Raw genomic sequence first — 15,712 nt, forward strand, 5'->3', positions numbered from 1 at the left:
GACCGCTCTCCTCGCCCGAACCCGTGTACGTGAATCCCTCTTACGCTGGTCTAAGACTGCCATGCCCGTGGCTTTTGACCCGCATCGGCATCGGGGTACCGAGCGACATGACGGACTTGCGCGCACTCGGCCCGACCACCGTCGCCCACTGCTTCGGATCTTCGGCGAGCCAAGCGGCGACAAGTGCGGCGAATCCGGGCATCTCACGGGCGAGACCGACCAGGCACCGGTCGAATCGCGTGGCCCCGTCGGGGGTGCGGACCAGTAGCAGCCCGGTGCGGAGCACGAGGTCGTGGGTACGGGCCTCGGCTCGTTCTGCGGACCCGCCGGCGGCGGCCCGCAGCAGGGCGTCCAGCACCGGCGTCTCCTGCCGTGCCCCGTTGGTGTGCGGGTCGGCGCCGTGGCGGCGCTCGTACGCCAGGAGTACGTCGAGCAGCTCGGCCCGCAACGGGCGTGAGACACGGCCGCCGGGTGCCGCGAGCACCGGCGCCAGGGCCGCACGCACCTCGACGGGGCGGTGCAGGATCATCCCCGTCACGAGGGGCAGGAGCGCCGTCCTGGCGGCCGGCCCCTGCTCCAGCCGGCGAGCGACGAACCGCGCGGCGTGTCCGGCCGCATCCGGCCTTCGGGCGACGTATTCGCCGACAAGTGCGGCGGCGTGGTGGGTGAGTTGGGGCGCGCGGAGTTCGGCGAGAGCGGTCAGTGGCTCGGTGGGGTCGGCCGCCGGATTGTGCAGTCGCGTGCGGAAGGCGGCGAGAACGAGCTCGGGGTGTGTGCCGAGCGCGTCGGCCAGCGCGCTCGCCGGCAGCCCGGCGTCGCCCCGCCCGAAGGCGGCGACGGCCCGGTCCAGATGGCGCGGGCGGGTCACCGGGTCCCGTACGAGGAGGCCGAGCGCCGCACCGTGGGTGCGAGGGTCGGCGAGCAGGGCGAGGGCGGCGTGGCGCAGCAGTTCGCGGTCGGCGGTGCCGGTGACGTGGCGGGCGGTCAGTTGCGCGTGGACGGCGGCGGCCGAGCGGCGTTCCGGCCGCCCGTCGTGCGCCCAGCGGTCGACGGCGCGGCAGAGCGCCGACGGCTCGTCCTCGGCCAGGGCGGTGAGCAGTTCGTCGGCGCGGGGGTGGGCGGCGACGACAAGCGCCTCGGTGAGGTCGTCGACGGCGAGGTACCGCCGCGAATGCAGCAGGGCCTGCGCCGCGGTGGCGACGGTGGGGCGTACCGCCGCGTGGGGCGCTGTGGGCAGTGCGCGCTCGTCGGTGAACCAGCGGCACAGCCGTGGCTGTACGGCTCTGGGGTCGGCGTCCAGCAGGTCGGCCGCGGCGTCCAGATACCGCGAGCGGACACCCGGCGCCTCGGGCGCCCCGTCGGCAGGCAGCAGGACCCTCAGGAGGTCCGTGCGCACGGCCTCGTCCACCCGTAGCTGTGTCCAGAACCAGGGGCCGAACTCGGTGAGCCCACCGAGACGGTGCGGCCCTCCCTCGCGCACGGAGCGCTCAGTGATCCGTGCGGCCAGACGTCTCAGCACCGGGAGGTAGGACCCCGTGTCGGGAACCCGCAGCAACACCTCCCCGAGAAGGTGAGCGCCCCACCAGCGGGCGTCGACGAGCTGTGCCCCTTCGGACCGCACGGTGCCGACGGCTGTGTGCGGTACTCCGCCGCCGGGACCATCGCCGGCTGCGTCGCCCGGTCCGTCGCCGAGGCGGTCCAAGGCGTCGATCAGGCCGTCCAGTCGGAGCCCCAGCTCGGCGGGGCCGGAATCGCGGCCGAGGAGCAGGAGTGCGTGCACCACCGGGCCGATACGGTGCGTCGGGACGGTCAGGGCGCGCCGTACGGGGCCGCGTGATCCGTACGGCCGCGCGTTGTGGTGGCGTGGCACCGACGCCGGAGTGCGCTGCGCGGGGACAGTTGTGCCGTCGGCCGGACAGGCGTGGTGGACCAGGACGTGCAGGGCGGCGTCGACGTCGAGGTGGATGCCCTGGAGCCAGTCGCCCAACTCCTCGTGGGCGAAGCGGTATCCGTCGCCGGCGGGGACCAGCAGGCCCTCCGTGAGGACGGCGGCGGCCCAGCCCGTGCGCCGGGGGAAGATCGTGTCGAACGAGTCGCGGTCCAACTCGCCCCGTCCGGGGCCGAGACAGCGCCGCGCCGCCTCATGCGCCTGCCCCGTCACCCTCGCGGCCAGCCTGCGGAGAGCGGCACCGCCCAATTCCGGCGCGGACGCCGCGGCGAGCCGTCGCGCGATCCGCAGAGACGTCAGGTCCAGATGCGCGGTGAAGATGTCCGCCCGGTCGGGCCGCCCCGGTACGTCGCCGGACAGTGCCTCTCGCAGCTCGGCCATCAGGCGCAGCGACAGGGGGTGGGCGGCCTCGGCGTCGGCGAGCGCCCCGGCGGGGATCCCGTACAGCTCGCGGGCACGTTCGGCCTCCGCCGGCCGCAGGTCGCCGAGACGTACGGCGGGAGGCAGCCGCCGGGCGGCGCGGGCGGGGCGGTGCAGTACGTCCGGCGGACAGAGCGCTCCTGCCCGCTCCCAGAACTCGGGGCGGCAGGCCACAACCAGCTTGGCGCCCCGCGTACGGAGCCAGTCGACGGTGCGCGCCGTCCAGTCCGGCAACGTCTGGGCCAACTGCGGCGGCATCTCCTCCGGCCCGTCGAGCAGGACGAGCAGCGGGCGCCCCGCGCCCCGCGCGAGACTCGCCACTTGCGCGAGGCTCACGTACGCGGCGCAGTCGGGCGCCCCGGAGGCGATGACGGTGCGGCCCGCCGCGCACAGCGCACGGCTCAGCGCGTCGGCGAGGGACGTGTCACCAGCGCGCAGATCGGCGCCGCGCAGCCGGACGGTGGGAGCGGGTGCCGCCCCGTGAGCACGGCGGGCGTCGAATGCGGCGAGTTCGGTCGTACGGCCGGTGCCCGGATCGCCCACCAGTCCCAGGACGAGCGCGTCGGAGGCTGCGGCGCCGTCGGACGGCCCGCCGGTGAAAGCACTCAACTCGCGCGACGTGTTCGCCCGTTCGACGAAACCCGGCGCGCCGGCCGGGCCACCGGCCCCGCCCCCTGCCCCACCACGCGCGGCCCCGCTCCCGACCGCCGCCGCCTCCGCAACAACCGCAGCAGCAGCCGTGAGTTGCAGCACACCGGCGAGGTTGAGGTCGTGTCCGTAGCCGGGGACGGTGGCCTCGTTGAGGCGCAGCAGCGCCGCCAGCGCTCCCGCCGGGTCCGCCTCGGCGGCTGCCCGCAGCGGGAGCGCCAGTCCGGCGGCACGGTGCTCCGTGTGCAGTGCCGTACCGATGACGCCCAGTACGGCGCCCGTCCCGGCGTCCAGCACCGGCCCGCCCGCGGCCTCGCCGCCCAGCCGCAGAGCGTCGCTGCCGCCTGTGCCGATCGCCAACTCCAGCACCGTGTTCAGCAGATGGAACCGATCGGTCGCCGTGTAGGTGGCCGGGACCGCGCCCAGCACGCGCGCCTGACGCCACCCGTGCGCGGCGATCCGTACGTATGTCCCCGCCTCGACACCGCTCCGGCGGGAGATCGGCAGGGGTCGCACGTCGAGCCCTTCGGTGCGTACGAGCGCCAGTCCGACCTCCGGCAGCGGAACGATCGCGTCGGCGCCGGCCAGACAGGTCCGCTCCCCCGCGGCGTGCAGAACCAGTCGCACGAGGCCGTCGACGGCCTCGTGACTGGTCACGACCGTCCCCATGGCGTCGGCGACGAAGCCGGTCCCGCGGGGCCTGCCCGCCAGATCACAGATCCGCACCAGCGTCGCCCGGTCCCCGCTACTCATGGCCTCGACGGTAGGTGGATGTTGATCAGCCGGAGAAGGACGTGAGCCGAAGGCGCCCCCCGTGCACCCTCTTTCCACTCCGAGCGCCCGCCCGATGGAGTGAATCCCGAAGACCGTGTGGACAGACCTCCTGGGAGGGGGATCGTGGAGCGGGCGGGGCCGTCGTGCCCGCTCCACGGTGCGGCCCGCACACGCCGGGCGGCGAGGCCGCGAAGCCGTACCCACGCCGGCCCGCGCCTCGGACCCTCAATTCCACCTCGCCGGACCCGCGCCGGGACCCGCGCCGGACCGACGCCCCAGCCCCGACAGCGACGGGGCAGGTGTCCGATCAGCCGAAAACGGCCAGACTCTTCGCCTTGCCGCCCTGCTCCTCCACCAGCGCCAGAAACCGCCCGTCGGGCCCGAACGCGGCCACAGGCCCGGAGCCGACCGCGCCTCCGCCCGCGCCCCCGTCCCGACGCCCGGGCATGTCCAGCCGTACGCCGTTGAGCAGCAGCTTCGCGCGCCTCTCGTCGACGTCCCAGCGCGGAAAGGCGGTCGCGGCGGCGTCGGCCACCGGCATGACGGTCAACCGTTCCTGATGCTGGTCAAGCGTCTTGGCCTCGTCGAGACCGTACGGACCGACCCTGGTCCTGCGCAGCGCCGTGAGATGCCCCCCGACGCCGAGTCCCGCGCCGAGGTCGCGTGCGAGAGCGCGGATGTACGTACCGGAGGAGCAGACGACCGAGACGACCAGGTCGACCACGGGCGTACCGTCCTCGGCGACGTCCGCGCGGACGTCGTACACCTGGAACGAGGAGACGGTCACCGGTCGGGCCGGGATCTCGAACTCCTCGCCGCCCCGTACGCGTGCGTACGACCGCTTCCCGTCGATCTTGATGGCGCTGACCTTGGACGGCACCTGCATGATCGCGCCGCTGAGGGCGGCCACCCCGGCGTCGACGCCCTCGCGGGTGACGCCGGACGCGTCGGTGGACGAGGTGATCTCGCCCTCGGCGTCGTCGGTGACGGTGCTCTGCCCCAGCCTGATGGTGCCGAGGTATTCCTTCTCCGTCAGGGCGAGATGCCCCAGCAGCTTGGTGGCCCGTTCCACGCCGAGGACGAGGACGCCCGTCGCCATGGGATCGAGCGTGCCGGCGTGGCCGACGCGGCGGGTCTTGGCGATGCCGCGCATCTTGGCCACGACGTCGTGCGAAGTGAAGCCCGACGGCTTGTCCACGATGACAAGGCCGTCGGGCGTGGGGAGTTGCTGTGTCATTTAGCGGCGGCGCCGTCCGTGTCGTCCCCGTCCGTGTCGTCCCCGTCGGTGCCGTCATCGCGGTCCTCGCCGGCTTTGGCCGCGCCGTCGTCCTCCGACCCGGCCTCAGCCCCGGTCCCGGACCCGATCTCGGCCTCGGCGTCCTCCTCGTAGCCCTCGTCACCGGGCTTGCGGTAAGGGTCGGCCTCGCCCGCGTAGGTCTTACCGGTCGACACCTCACGCACCTCGGCGTCCTTGGCGCGCGCCTTGTCGAGAAGATCCTCTATGGTGCGCGCGTTGTCCGGCAGCGCGTCCGGGACGAACGCCAGCGTCGGCGTGAAGCGGACGCCGGTCTGGCGGCCCACCTCGGAGCGCAGCACGCCCTTGGCGCTCTCCAGGGCGGCGGCGGACGCCGCGCGCTCCTCGTCGTCGCCGTAGACCGTGTAGAAGACCGTGGCCTCCCGCAGGTCGCCGGTGACCCGGGCATCCGTGATCGTCACGAAGCCAAGCCTCGGATCCTTGATTCGCCGGTCCAGGGTCTCCGCGACCACGACCTGGATGCGGTCGGCCAGCTTGCGGGCCCGCGCGTTGTCGGTCACCGGTCCGTCACTCTTCCTTCTGGGTTTCTTGTCTGCTGCTCTTGCTGCCACGACCGTCGCCTGCTCGAAGCCGGGCGGATCAGTCGTCGTCTCCGTGCAGCCGCCGTCGTACCGACAGCAGCTCCACCTCCGGACGGCCGGCGACCATGCGCTCGCACCGGTCCAGAACGTCCCTCAGATGCGCCGTGTCCCCGGACACCACCGCGAGACCGATCTCGGCCCTGCGATGAAGATCCTGGTCGCCGGTCTCCGCCACACTCACCGCGAACTTCCGCTGGAGCTCGGCGACGATCGGCCGGACGATGGAGCGTTTCTCCTTCAGCGACCGTACGTCGCCGAGAAGCAGGTCGAAGGACAGTGTCCCCACATACATGTGTATCCGGATGTCCCGCCGGTACGGGGTCGGGCCCGCCAGCGCTTGGCAGGGGCACACAAACCGTACACGGAAGGTCCGGGGCCGATCGACGGATTAAGCACCGTCGACCGGCCCCGGACCGCCGATGCCGCCCGAGCAGGACCCGGGCGGCATCGGCACCACGTCACGTCAGTCACGCGGTGGTGGGCACCACCGGCGTACGTCAGCCGCGCGGCTTCTCGCGCATCTCGTACGTCGCGATGACATCGTCGATCTTGATGTCGTTGAAGTTTCCGAGGTTGATACCGCCCTCGAAGCCTTCGCGGATCTCGGTGACATCGTCCTTGAAGCGGCGCAGACCCTGGATGTTGAGGTCCTCCGCGATGACCTTGCCGTCGCGGATGAGCCGGGCCTTCGTGTTGCGCTTGACCTCGCCGGACCGGATGAGAACACCCGCGATGTTGCCGAGCTTGGACGAGCGGAAGACCTCGCGGATCTCCGCCGTACCGAGCTCGATCTCCTCGTACTCCGGCTTGAGCATGCCCTTGAGGGCCGCTTCGATCTCCTCGATGGCCTGGTAGATCACCGAGTAGTAGCGGACGTCGACACCCTCGCGGTCGGCCATCTGCGAGGCACGCCCCGCGGCGCGCACGTTGAAGCCGATGACGATGGCGTCGGAGCCCATCGCCAGGTCGATGTCGGACTCCGTGACCGCACCGACGCCGCGGTGCAGAACCCGGATGTCGACCTCTTCACCGACGTCGAGCTGGAGCAGCGAGGACTCAAGAGCCTCCACCGAACCGGACGCGTCGCCCTTGATGATGAGGTTGAGTTCCTGCACCAGGCCGGCCTTGAGGGCCTCGTCCAGGTTCTCCAGGGAGAACCGGACGCCCTTACGGGCGAAGGCCGCGTTCCGCTCACGAGCGGCACGCTTCTCGGCGATCTGCCGCGCGGTGCGGTCCTCGTCGACGACCAGGAAGTTGTCGCCGGCGCCGGGGACGTTGGTGAGTCCCAGGACCAGGACGGGGGTCGCGGGACCCGCTTCCTCGACGTTGTTCCCGTTGTCGTCGAGCATCGCCCGGACACGGCCGTACGCGTCACCGGCGACCATCGTGTCGCCGACGCGCAGCGTGCCGCGCTGGACGAGCACGGTGGCGACGGCGCCGCGACCGCGGTCGAGGTGCGCCTCGATGGCGATACCCTGCGCGTCCTGTTCCGGGTTGGCCCGGAGGTCGAGCGAGGCGTCCGCCGTGAGGACCACGGCCTCAAGCAGGCTGTCGATGTTCAGACCCTGCTTGGCGGAGATGTCGACGAACATGGTGTCGCCGCCGTACTCCTCGGCCACGAGGCCGTACTCCGTCAGCTGACCGCGCACCTTGGTCGGGTCCGCGCCCTCGACGTCGATCTTGTTGACCGCGACCACGATCGGCACGTCGGCCGCCTTGGCGTGGTTCAGCGCCTCGATCGTCTGGGGCATCACACCGTCGTTCGCCGCCACCACGAGGATCGCGATGTCGGTGGACTTGGCACCACGGGCACGCATGGCGGTGAACGCCTCGTGGCCCGGGGTGTCGATGAAGGTGATCCTGCGCTCTTCGTCGTTGACCTCGGTGGCGACCTGGTACGCGCCGATGTGCTGCGTGATACCGCCGGCCTCGCCCGCGACGACGTTCGTCTTACGGATGGCGTCGAGCAGCCGGGTCTTACCGTGGTCGACGTGACCCATGACGGTCACGACCGGCGGACGCGCGACGAGGAACTCCTCGCCGCCCTCGTCCTCGCCGAACTCGATGTCGAAGGACTCGAGAAGCTCGCGGTCCTCCTCCTCCGGGCTGACGATCTCGACGACGTAGTTCATCTCGCCGGCGAGCACGTGCAGGGTCTCGTCGGAGACGGACTGCGTGGCAGTGACCATCTCGCCGAGGTTCATCATCACGGCGACGAGCGACGCCGGGTTGGCGTTGATCTTCTCCGCGAAGTCGGTGAGCGACGCACCGCGCGACAGCCGGACAACCTGTCCCTGGCCACGCGGCAGCATCACGCCGCCGACCGACGGGGCCTGCATGGCCTCGTACTCCTGGCGCCTCTGCCGCTTCGACTTACGGCCACGACGGGCCGGTCCACCGGGACGGCCGAACGCGCCCTGTGTTCCACCACGGCCACCGGGGCCACCCGGACGTCCGCCGAAACCGGGACGGCCACCGCCGCCACCGAAACCGCCGCCACCGGGACGACCCGGCGCACCGCCGCCGCCACCGGGACGACCGGCGAAGCCACCGCCGCCACCGCCACCGGGACGACCGGCGAAACCACCGCCGCCACCGGGACGACCGCCGCCACCGCCACCGGCGGGCCGACCGGCGCCACCGGGACCACGGCCTCCGCCGGGGCCACCGCCGGGACGCGGACCCGCGGCGGGACGCTGCGGCATCATGCCCGGGTTCGGACGGTTACCGGCGGGAGCGCCACCGGGACGCGGGGCACCACCCGGACGGGGCATACCACCGGGGCTGGGGCGACCGCCCTGGCCACCGGCACCGGCCTGCGGACGGGGACCGCCCTGACCGGCGCCCTGCGGACGCGGACCACCAGGCGCACCGGCACCGCCGGGACGCGGGGCACCACCCGGACGGGGCGCCTGCGGGCGCGCCATTCCGGTGGAACCACCCGAGGTGAAGGGGTTGTTGCCCGGACGGGGACCCGCCGGACGGGCACCCGGACGGGCGCCCTGTCCCGCGGGACGCGCGGGACGCTCGCCGCCGCGGCCGCCGTCACGACCGCCGTCGCGCTGACCGCCGGCCGGAGCCGGACGGGCGGCCGGACCACCGGTGGGGCGGGGCCCCGGGGTGGCCGAACCGGAGCGCGGGGCCGCCGGAGACTGCGGGGCCTGGGGCGCCTGCGGCGGCGCCGGCTGGGCCGGAGCCGGGGCCGAGAACTCGGCCGCGGGCACCGGAGCCGGCGCGGGCTTCGACACTGCGGGCTTCGGACCGGGACGCGGGCCGGAGGCGGGCGTCGCGGCCGGAGCCGGAGAGGAAGGGGTGCTGCTCTGCGGGGCCTCGGCGGCGGCCGGCTTGGGGGCCGGGACGCCGGGCTTGGGAGCAGCGGGACGTGCCGCCTGCGCCGGTGCGGGCGCGGCGGGCTTGGCGGGGCTCGCCTTACGCGGCGCCCCGGGCTTCGCGGCGGGCTTCGCGGCGTTGCCGCCGGGGCCCTGCAAAGCATCAGTCAATTTGCGTACAACCGGCGCCTCGATCGTCGACGACGCCGAACGGACGAATTCACCGAGTTCTTGGAGCTTGGCCATGACGACCTTGCTCTCCACGCCGAACTCCTTGGCGAGTTCGTATACCCGGACCTTAGCCACTTCGCTCCTTTTAGGTCCGGGTTACCGCCGGACCGTCGCTACTTCATGGGCGTACTCATCGCGTACTCATCGAGTGCTCATCGCAATCTCGACCTACTTCCAACTCGCGAGGTACCTGAATCGCACGGGGTTCCGTGCCGTACGTCTTCGTGCGGTGCTGCCTGCTCGACATATCGGAGCAGTTCCGCGCTGTCGAGCGGCCCCTTGGCCCTGAAGGCCCGGGGAAACGCCCGGCGGCGGACCGCCTGATCGAGACAGAACGAGGCGGGGTGTAGATACGCGCCCCGGCCGGGCAGCGTACCGCGTGGATCAGGGAGGCAAGCACCCTCGACCACCACGATGCGCAGCAGATCGCTCTTGGCCGCTCGCTCCCGGCATCCCACGCAGGTTCGCTCAGGGCAGGCGCGGGCCTGCGTCCGGCCAGACATCATCAAGTCTACCTCCCCGCGCCGACCTCACCTCTTCGGGGCAATGGTCGAACACTCGCTGGCCAAAAAGAATCGGTCGATCTCGGCTTGGTCCGTCGCCACACGTCGCCACACGTCGCGACACGTCGTGCGCCTCGGCCGCTTCGGGCGGAACCGATCGACGGCGGTCGACCGTGGCCGCCGATGGCCGGACGCGGTGTGACCGACCGGCCGCAGTGCGGGAGGGCGCTGATCGCCACCACCGTGTACGTCGCGGGGACTCGCCCCGTACGTCGCGGATTCCAGCCCCCTGCACGGCGCTGTACGCGGCCCCGTCGCCCTCCGCCGCCCCCCTGGGGGCCGGGTGGCCGCCTGGGGCCGCCCGTGGCGCCAGGTCGGCCTCGGTCAGCCCCGGTCGCCGCGCGGCGACCGTCCCGCGGCGGCCCCGTCGTCCTCCGCCCCGTCGGTCTGCTCCGTGTCGGGCCGGATGTCGATGCGCCAGCCAGTGAGGCGGGCGGCGAGACGGGCGTTCTGCCCTTCCTTGCCGATCGCCAGCGACAGTTGGTAGTCCGGCACCGTCACCCGCGCGGAGCGGGCGCCGAGGTCGACGACCTCGACCTTGCTGACCCGGGCCGGCGACAGTGCGTTGGCGACCATCTCGGCCGGGTCGTCCGACCAGTCGACGATGTCGATCTTCTCGCCGTGCAGCTCCGCCATCACGTTGCGCACCCGTGACCCCATGGGGCCGATGCAGGCGCCCTTGGGGTTGAGACCGGAGCGGGTGGACCGTACGGCGATCTTGGTGCGGTGGCCCGCCTCACGGGCGATCGCGCAGATCTCCACGGAGCCGTCCGCGATCTCCGGGACCTCCAGCTCGAAGAGCTTCTTCACGAGGTTGGGGTGGGTGCGCGAAAGCGTCACCGACGGGCCCCGTACGCCCTTGGCGACGCGGACGACGAACGTACGCAGCCGCAGACCGTGCGTGTACTCCTCGCCCGGCACCTGCTCCTGCACCGGGAGGATGGCCTCCAGCTTGTCGTCCAGCCGTACGAGGACGTTCCTGGGATCCTTGCCCTGCTGGACCTGGCCGGCGACGACGTCACCCTCTCGGCGCGCGTACTCACCGAAGGTGACGTCGTTCTCGGCGTCCCGCAGCCGCTGCTGGATGACCTGCCGCGCCGTGGTGGCCGCGATACGGCCGAAGTCCGACGGGGTGTCGTCGAACTCCTTCGGCTCCTGACCCTCCTCCAGCTCCGAGGGGTCCTCCTTGGCCCACACCGTTACGTGACCGTTGTCGCGGCTGAGCACGACGCGGGCCAGACGGCGGCTTCCCTCGGTGCGGTGGTAGGCGATGAGGAGGGCGGATTCGATCGCCTCGACCAACAGGTCGAAGGGGATCTCTTTCTCTTGTGCCAAGCCCTTCAGGAGCTTCACGTCGATGTCCATGGCTACGCCTCCTCTTCCTTCTTGTCCTTGCGATTGAACTCAAGCTCCACGCGCGCCTTGGCGATCGACGCGAACTCGATCCTGCGGGCGGTCGGCTTGCGCCCCTTCACGCCCGGCACTTCGAGGTCGAGCCCTTCCTCGTCCACCGCGAGGACGCGGGCCACGAATTCGTCGCCCTCGTGCAGTTGGATCTTCGCCAGACGGCCGACGGCGCGTACGTAGTGACGGCGCTCGGTCAGCGGGCGGTCGGCTCCTGGGGAGGTCACTTCGAGTTGGTACTCGTCCTCGCCCATCGCGTCGCTCTCGTCGAGAGTCGTCGAGATGGTGCGGCTCAGCTCGGCGCACGCGTCGAGGTCCACTCCGTCGTCGGAGTCGACCACGATCCTCAGCACACGACGCCGGCCCGCCCGGGACAGCTCGATCTCTTCGAGATCCAGGCCCTTCGCGCTGACGAGCGGTTCCAGCAGTCCGCGCAGCCTCTCGCTGTGGGTGGTGCTCATCCGGGTGACTCCTCGGCCGCGTGTGTGCTGTTGTGGGATCGTCGCGTGTCAGGCAAAGGGTATCCGGTCGCGGGGGGTGTTGCCGTCCACCTGCGGCTGACCCGCGGGTACGCTCGCCTGCGGTGATCACTGCGAGGCCCGAGGGAGACACGCGTGGGGCACACGGGGACGACACGCAGGGGTGCGCTCTTGGTGGCGGGGGCCGCGGCGGGGGGTCTGCTGACCGCCTGTTCCGGCGCGGACGACGACGGCGGATCGGGGGGCCCGACGAGTGCGGCGGCCGTCCGGGCCGCGAAGGCACTACGGGTGAAGTCCGCCCGCACCAGCGGCGAACTGCTACGGCAGTACGACGCGGTGCTTCAGCGCCATCCACATCAGGCCACGCGGCTGACGCCGCTGCGGGACGCCGTCGCGCGGCATGTGACCGCCCTGTCGCCTCCGCTGCCTCCTAAGGAGGGCGAGTCGGCGAAGCCGTCCCCGACGTCCACGTCGGCCTCCTCCGCCCCGTCGTCGGCTCCGTCGCTCGGGACGGCCGCCGGGGACGCCGGGGACGGGGAGAGGGAGGGGGACGCCGGGCCGGCGCCGTCCGTCGCCGCCGACCCCGACGCCGCGGTCCGGGCGCTGGCCGCGGCCGAGCGCCGTGCCTCCGACGCGCACACCGGCGCGCTCGTCCACGCCCCGCCCGAACTCGCCCGGCTGCTGGCCTCCCTCGCGGCGGCGGACGCCGCCCACGCGTACCTGCTGACGGAAGGATCCCCCTCGTGAGCAGTGACGGCGCGCTGGACGCCGCCCAGGCCGCCCTCGCCGCGGAGCACGCGGCGGTGTACGGATACGGGGTCGTCGGCGGTCGGGTCGGCGACGACCGCCGCGCGCAGGCGGCGGCCGCGTACGACGCGCACCGCGGCTGGCGCGACATTCTCGCGCGGACGGTGCGCGATCTCGGCGGGAAGCCGGTCGCCGCCGCCGCCGCGTACGCCCTGCCCTTCAAGGTGCCCGACGCGGCTGCCGCCGTACGGCTCGCCGCCGATCTGGAGGACCGGATCGCGGGGGTCTACTCCGACCTCGTACGGGCCGCCGAGGGGCCGCTGCGCCAGGACGCCGCGGCGGCACTGCGCGAGAGCGCGGTGCGGGCGGTGCGCTGGCGGGGCAGCGGCGTAGCCTTTCCTGGGCTCGCCGAGCGTCTGTGAGCCCGCTCGCTCCGAAAGGGATCTAGGCACGTATGGCTTTCGAACCGCCCCCGCGGCTGGTGCGCACCCTGAGCGAGACGTACGGGGAGTCCGTCGCCGGAGGGTGGCTCGGGCGGCTGCCCGGGATCGCCCAGGAGGCGGTGGAGCGGCGGGAGTTGACGGTCGAGCGGGCGGTGGCGCCGGGCGGCGGGAGCTCTCTCGTGGTGCTCGTACGGCGCCCCGACGGCGCCCCCGCCACGCTCAAGGTCGTCCCGCCGTTCGCCGCCCCGGAGGCGGAGCGGGCGGCGCTGACGCACTGGAAGGGCTGGGGCTCGGTGGAGCTCGTATCGGGCTCCGACGGTGAACTGCTCCTGGAACGGCTCCATTCGGAGACGTCGCTGCGCTCCCTGCCCGAGGCCAAGGCGCTGCTCGAAGCGGCGGGTACGGTGCGGAAGTTGTGGGTCGAGCCGGTCGCCGACCACGGTTTCGAAACGGTCGCCGACCGGACGGAGCGGCAGGCGGCGGCGATGCGTGCGGCGGCGGACCCGTACGTCGTCCCGCTCGTCGAGGCGGCACTCGACGCCCGTGCGGAACTGCTCGCCGCCGGCCCTGCGGAGCTGGTGCTGCTCCACGGCGCCTTCCGCCAGGGCAAGGTGCTGTCGGGCGACCGGGCGCCGTGGCTCGCGGTCGGCCCCGTGCCGGTGGTGGGCGAGCGCGCGTACGACCTGGCGCGGCTGGTACGTGACCGGGTGGAGGACCTGGTGGCGGCGGCGTCCGGCGCCTCCGCGACGCGGCGCAGGGTGAACAAGCTGGCAGACTCGCTGGACATCGACCGCGACCGGCTGCGTGGCTGGACGCTCTTCCGCGCGGTGGAGTCGGGCGTCCGCGCGCTGGAGGCCGGACGCCGCCAAGACGCGGAACTGTTGCTGGAGTTCGCCGACTGGCTGTAGCGGGGCGAGCCGCCGTCCCTGCGGCGGTAAGGCATCCCAGGAGGTGTTGCGGCGGGGCGCAGCGCCGCTCCCGGGCGCCGCCGCCTCAGGAGGACGGGTTACGGGGCGCGGGCCGGGCGGCCCATCACCTGGACCGGCCCGCGCGCCCCGTACTCCGTCGTGCTCGTCCCCGATGGGCGGCGCCGGCGTCAGACGGTGGCCGTCAGACGCGCGACCGCCTCGGCGACCGTCAGCTCCTCGCGCTCCCCGGTGCGGCGGTCCTTCAGCTCCACCACTCCGTCGCCCGAGCGCCGCCCGGCGACCAGGATCTTCGGAACGCCGATCAGCTCCGCGTCCGTGAACTTCACCCCCGGCGAGACACCGGGGCGCTCGTCGACCAGCACGCGCAGCCCCGCCGCGGCCAACTGCTCGGCCACGTCGACCGCGAGTTCCGTCTGGAGGGCCTTGCCCGCGGCGACGACGTGCACGTCCGCCGGGGCGATCTCACGGGGCCAGCACAGGCCCTGCTCGTCGGCGGTCTGCTCCGCGAGCGCGGCGACGGCGCGGGAGACACCGATGCCGTACGAGCCCATGGTCACCCGCACCGGCTTGCCCTGCTGTCCGAGGACGTCGAGCTGGAAGGTGTCGGCGTACTTGCGGCCGAGCTGGAAGATGTGACCGATCTCGATCGCGCGTCCCAGCTTCAGCCCGGCGCCGCACACGGGGCAGGGGTCGCCCTCCTCGACCACCACGACGTCGAGGTAGTCGTCGACCTCGAAGTCGCGTCCGCAGACGACGTTGCGCGCATGGGTGTCGGCCTTGTTCGCGCCGGTGACCCAGGCGGTGCCGGGCGCCACGCGCGGGTCGGCGATGTAGCGGATCTTCAGCCCCTGGGGGCCGACGTAGCCGCGTACCAGCTCGGGCCGGTCCTCGAAGTCCTCGGCCGTCACCAGCTCCACGACGGCGGGCGCCAGGTGCTCGCCGAGCTTGCCGAGGTCCACCTCGCGGTCGCCGGGGACGCCGACGGCGGCGATCTCGCCGTCGATCTTCACCAGCAGGTTCTTCAGCGTCGCCGAGGCCGGCACGCCGAGGAAGGTGGCCAGCGTCTCGATGGTCGGGGTGTCGGGGGTGTCCAGCTCCTCAAGCGCCCCGTGCGCCGACCCGTCCACGGGGGGCGTGGAAAAGGTGACGGCCTCGGTGTTGGCGGCGTAGTCGCCGTTGGGGCAGTCGACGAAGGTGTCCTCGCCCGCGGCGGCCGGGGCCAGGAACTCCTCGGACGCGGAGCCGCCCATAGCGCCGGAGACGGCGGAGACGATGCGGTAGTCGAGCCCGAGGCGCGCGAAGATCTTCTGGTACGCCGCGCGGTGGAGCGCGTACGACTCGGCGAGGCCCTCGTCCGTGGTGTCGAAGGAGTACGAGTCCTTCATCTGGAACTCGCGGCCACGCAGCACGCCGGAGCGGGGCCGCGCCTCGTCCCGGTACTTCGTCTGGATCTGGTAGAGCATCACCGGCAGGTCCTTGTAGGACGTGCACTGGTCCTTGACGACCAGGGTGAAGATCTCCTCGTGGGTCGGGCCGAGGAGATAGTCGCCGCCCTTGCGGTCCTTGAGCCGGAAGAGCAGGTCGCCGTACTCGTCCCAGCGACCGCTCGCCTCGTAGGGCTCCTTGGGAAGCAGCGCCGGCAGCAGTACTTCCTGCGCCCCGATGGCGTCCATCTCCTCGCGCACGACGCGGGCGATGTTGTCGAGGACCTTCTTGCCGAGCGGCAGCCAGCTCCAGAGGCCGGCGGAGGTGCGGCGCACGTATCCGGCGCGGACGAGAAGCTTGTGGCTGAGGGTCTCCGCGTCCGCCGGGTCGTCGCGCAGTGTCTTGGCCATCAAACGGGACATGCGCTGGACCTGGGACATGGGAAGCACTCCTGCGTTTTCTTCTCGGGTGGTGCC

At 72.6% G+C, this 15,712-nt stretch carries 12 protein-coding genes; 3 read left to right on the forward strand and 9 right to left on the reverse strand.

The genetic code is table 11. The features are described 5' to 3' along the window. Positions 1-40: 40 nt before the first annotated feature. The 8 genes from OG700_RS08970 to rimP form a co-directional block, all read right to left on the reverse strand. The gene (locus OG700_RS08970) at positions 41-3,769 is read right to left on the reverse strand and encodes a serine protease (protein ID WP_405611545.1); all 3,729 of its coding nucleotides are present in this window, start codon (positions 3,767-3,769) and stop codon (positions 41-43) included. A gap of 328 nt (positions 3,770-4,097) precedes the next feature. Further along, positions 4,098-5,027, reverse strand: coding sequence for a tRNA pseudouridine(55) synthase TruB (gene truB / locus OG700_RS08975; protein WP_405611548.1), 930 nt, complete (start codon positions 5,025-5,027; stop codon positions 4,098-4,100). Beyond that, the gene (rbfA, locus tag OG700_RS08980; protein ID WP_405611551.1) at positions 5,024-5,605 is read right to left on the reverse strand and encodes a 30S ribosome-binding factor RbfA; all 582 of its coding nucleotides are present in this window, start codon (positions 5,603-5,605) and stop codon (positions 5,024-5,026) included. The genes truB and rbfA overlap by 4 nt, the downstream gene beginning before the upstream one ends. A gap of 79 nt (positions 5,606-5,684) precedes the next feature. Then, on the reverse strand, positions 5,685-5,978 hold the full coding sequence (locus tag OG700_RS08985; RefSeq protein WP_242574116.1) for a DUF503 domain-containing protein: 294 nt from the start codon (positions 5,976-5,978) through the stop codon (positions 5,685-5,687). A 205-nt stretch (positions 5,979-6,183) separates the two neighbouring features. After that, positions 6,184-9,321 carry a translation initiation factor IF-2 gene (gene infB, locus OG700_RS08990; protein WP_405611555.1) on the reverse strand — a complete coding sequence of 1,046 codons (3,138 nt, stop codon included), beginning with the start codon at positions 9,319-9,321 and terminating at the stop codon, positions 6,184-6,186. A 77-nt stretch (positions 9,322-9,398) separates the two neighbouring features. Then, a complete protein-coding gene (locus tag OG700_RS08995) occupies positions 9,399-9,749 on the reverse strand; it encodes a YlxR family protein (RefSeq protein WP_405611558.1) in 351 nt (116 codons plus the stop codon). Positions 9,750-10,133: 384 nt separating this feature from the next. After that, the gene (nusA, locus tag OG700_RS09000) at positions 10,134-11,174 is read right to left on the reverse strand and encodes a transcription termination factor NusA (RefSeq protein ID WP_405611561.1); all 1,041 of its coding nucleotides are present in this window, start codon (positions 11,172-11,174) and stop codon (positions 10,134-10,136) included. A gap of 2 nt (positions 11,175-11,176) precedes the next feature. Next, positions 11,177-11,674: a ribosome maturation factor RimP gene (gene rimP / locus OG700_RS09005; protein ID WP_405611564.1), complete on the reverse strand. Its 498-nt coding sequence runs from the start codon at positions 11,672-11,674 to the stop codon at positions 11,177-11,179. A gap of 153 nt (positions 11,675-11,827) precedes the next feature. Between rimP and OG700_RS09010 the strand changes: the two genes are divergently transcribed. From OG700_RS09010 to OG700_RS09020, 3 genes are read left to right on the forward strand one after another with little or no spacing between them, the layout of a single operon-like run. After that, entirely contained in the window at positions 11,828-12,439 is a 612-nt protein-coding gene (locus tag OG700_RS09010) for a hypothetical protein (protein WP_405611567.1), read from the forward strand. Continuing rightward, positions 12,436-12,861: a DUF4439 domain-containing protein gene (locus OG700_RS09015; RefSeq protein ID WP_405611570.1), complete on the forward strand. Its 426-nt coding sequence runs from the start codon at positions 12,436-12,438 to the stop codon at positions 12,859-12,861. Before OG700_RS09010 ends, OG700_RS09015 begins: the two co-directional genes overlap by 4 nt. Before the next feature lie 32 nt (positions 12,862-12,893). Further along, entirely contained in the window at positions 12,894-13,790 is an 897-nt protein-coding gene (locus OG700_RS09020; protein WP_405611573.1) for an aminoglycoside phosphotransferase family protein, read from the forward strand. 188 nt (positions 13,791-13,978) lie between these two features. On the opposite strand, the gene OG700_RS09025 is transcribed toward OG700_RS09020, so the two are convergent. Continuing rightward, entirely contained in the window at positions 13,979-15,676 is a 1,698-nt protein-coding gene (locus tag OG700_RS09025) for a proline--tRNA ligase (RefSeq protein WP_405611576.1), read from the reverse strand. Positions 15,677-15,712 lie beyond the last annotated feature (36 nt).

Source organism: Streptomyces sp. NBC_01508 (assembly GCF_045040315.1).
Classification (GTDB): Bacteria; Actinomycetota; Actinomycetes; order Streptomycetales; family Streptomycetaceae; genus Streptomyces.

Coding starts and splice junctions, on each gene's coding strand:
- OG700_RS08985 (WP_242574116.1), bottom strand. CDS start 5,978: ATGTATGTGGGGACACTGTCCTTCGACCTGCTTCTCGGCGACGTACGG.
- OG700_RS09025 (WP_405611576.1), bottom strand. CDS start 15,676: ATGTCCCAGGTCCAGCGCATGTCCCGTTTGATGGCCAAGACACTGCGC.
- rimP (WP_405611564.1), bottom strand. CDS start 11,674: ATGAGCACCACCCACAGCGAGAGGCTGCGCGGACTGCTGGAACCGCTC.
- nusA (WP_405611561.1), bottom strand. CDS start 11,174: ATGGACATCGACGTGAAGCTCCTGAAGGGCTTGGCACAAGAGAAAGAG.
- OG700_RS08970 (WP_405611545.1), bottom strand. CDS start 3,769: ATGAGTAGCGGGGACCGGGCGACGCTGGTGCGGATCTGTGATCTGGCG.
- OG700_RS08995 (WP_405611558.1), bottom strand. CDS start 9,749: ATGTCTGGCCGGACGCAGGCCCGCGCCTGCCCTGAGCGAACCTGCGTG.
- truB (WP_405611548.1), bottom strand. CDS start 5,027: ATGACACAGCAACTCCCCACGCCCGACGGCCTTGTCATCGTGGACAAG.
- OG700_RS09020 (WP_405611573.1), top strand. CDS start 12,894: ATGGCTTTCGAACCGCCCCCGCGGCTGGTGCGCACCCTGAGCGAGACG.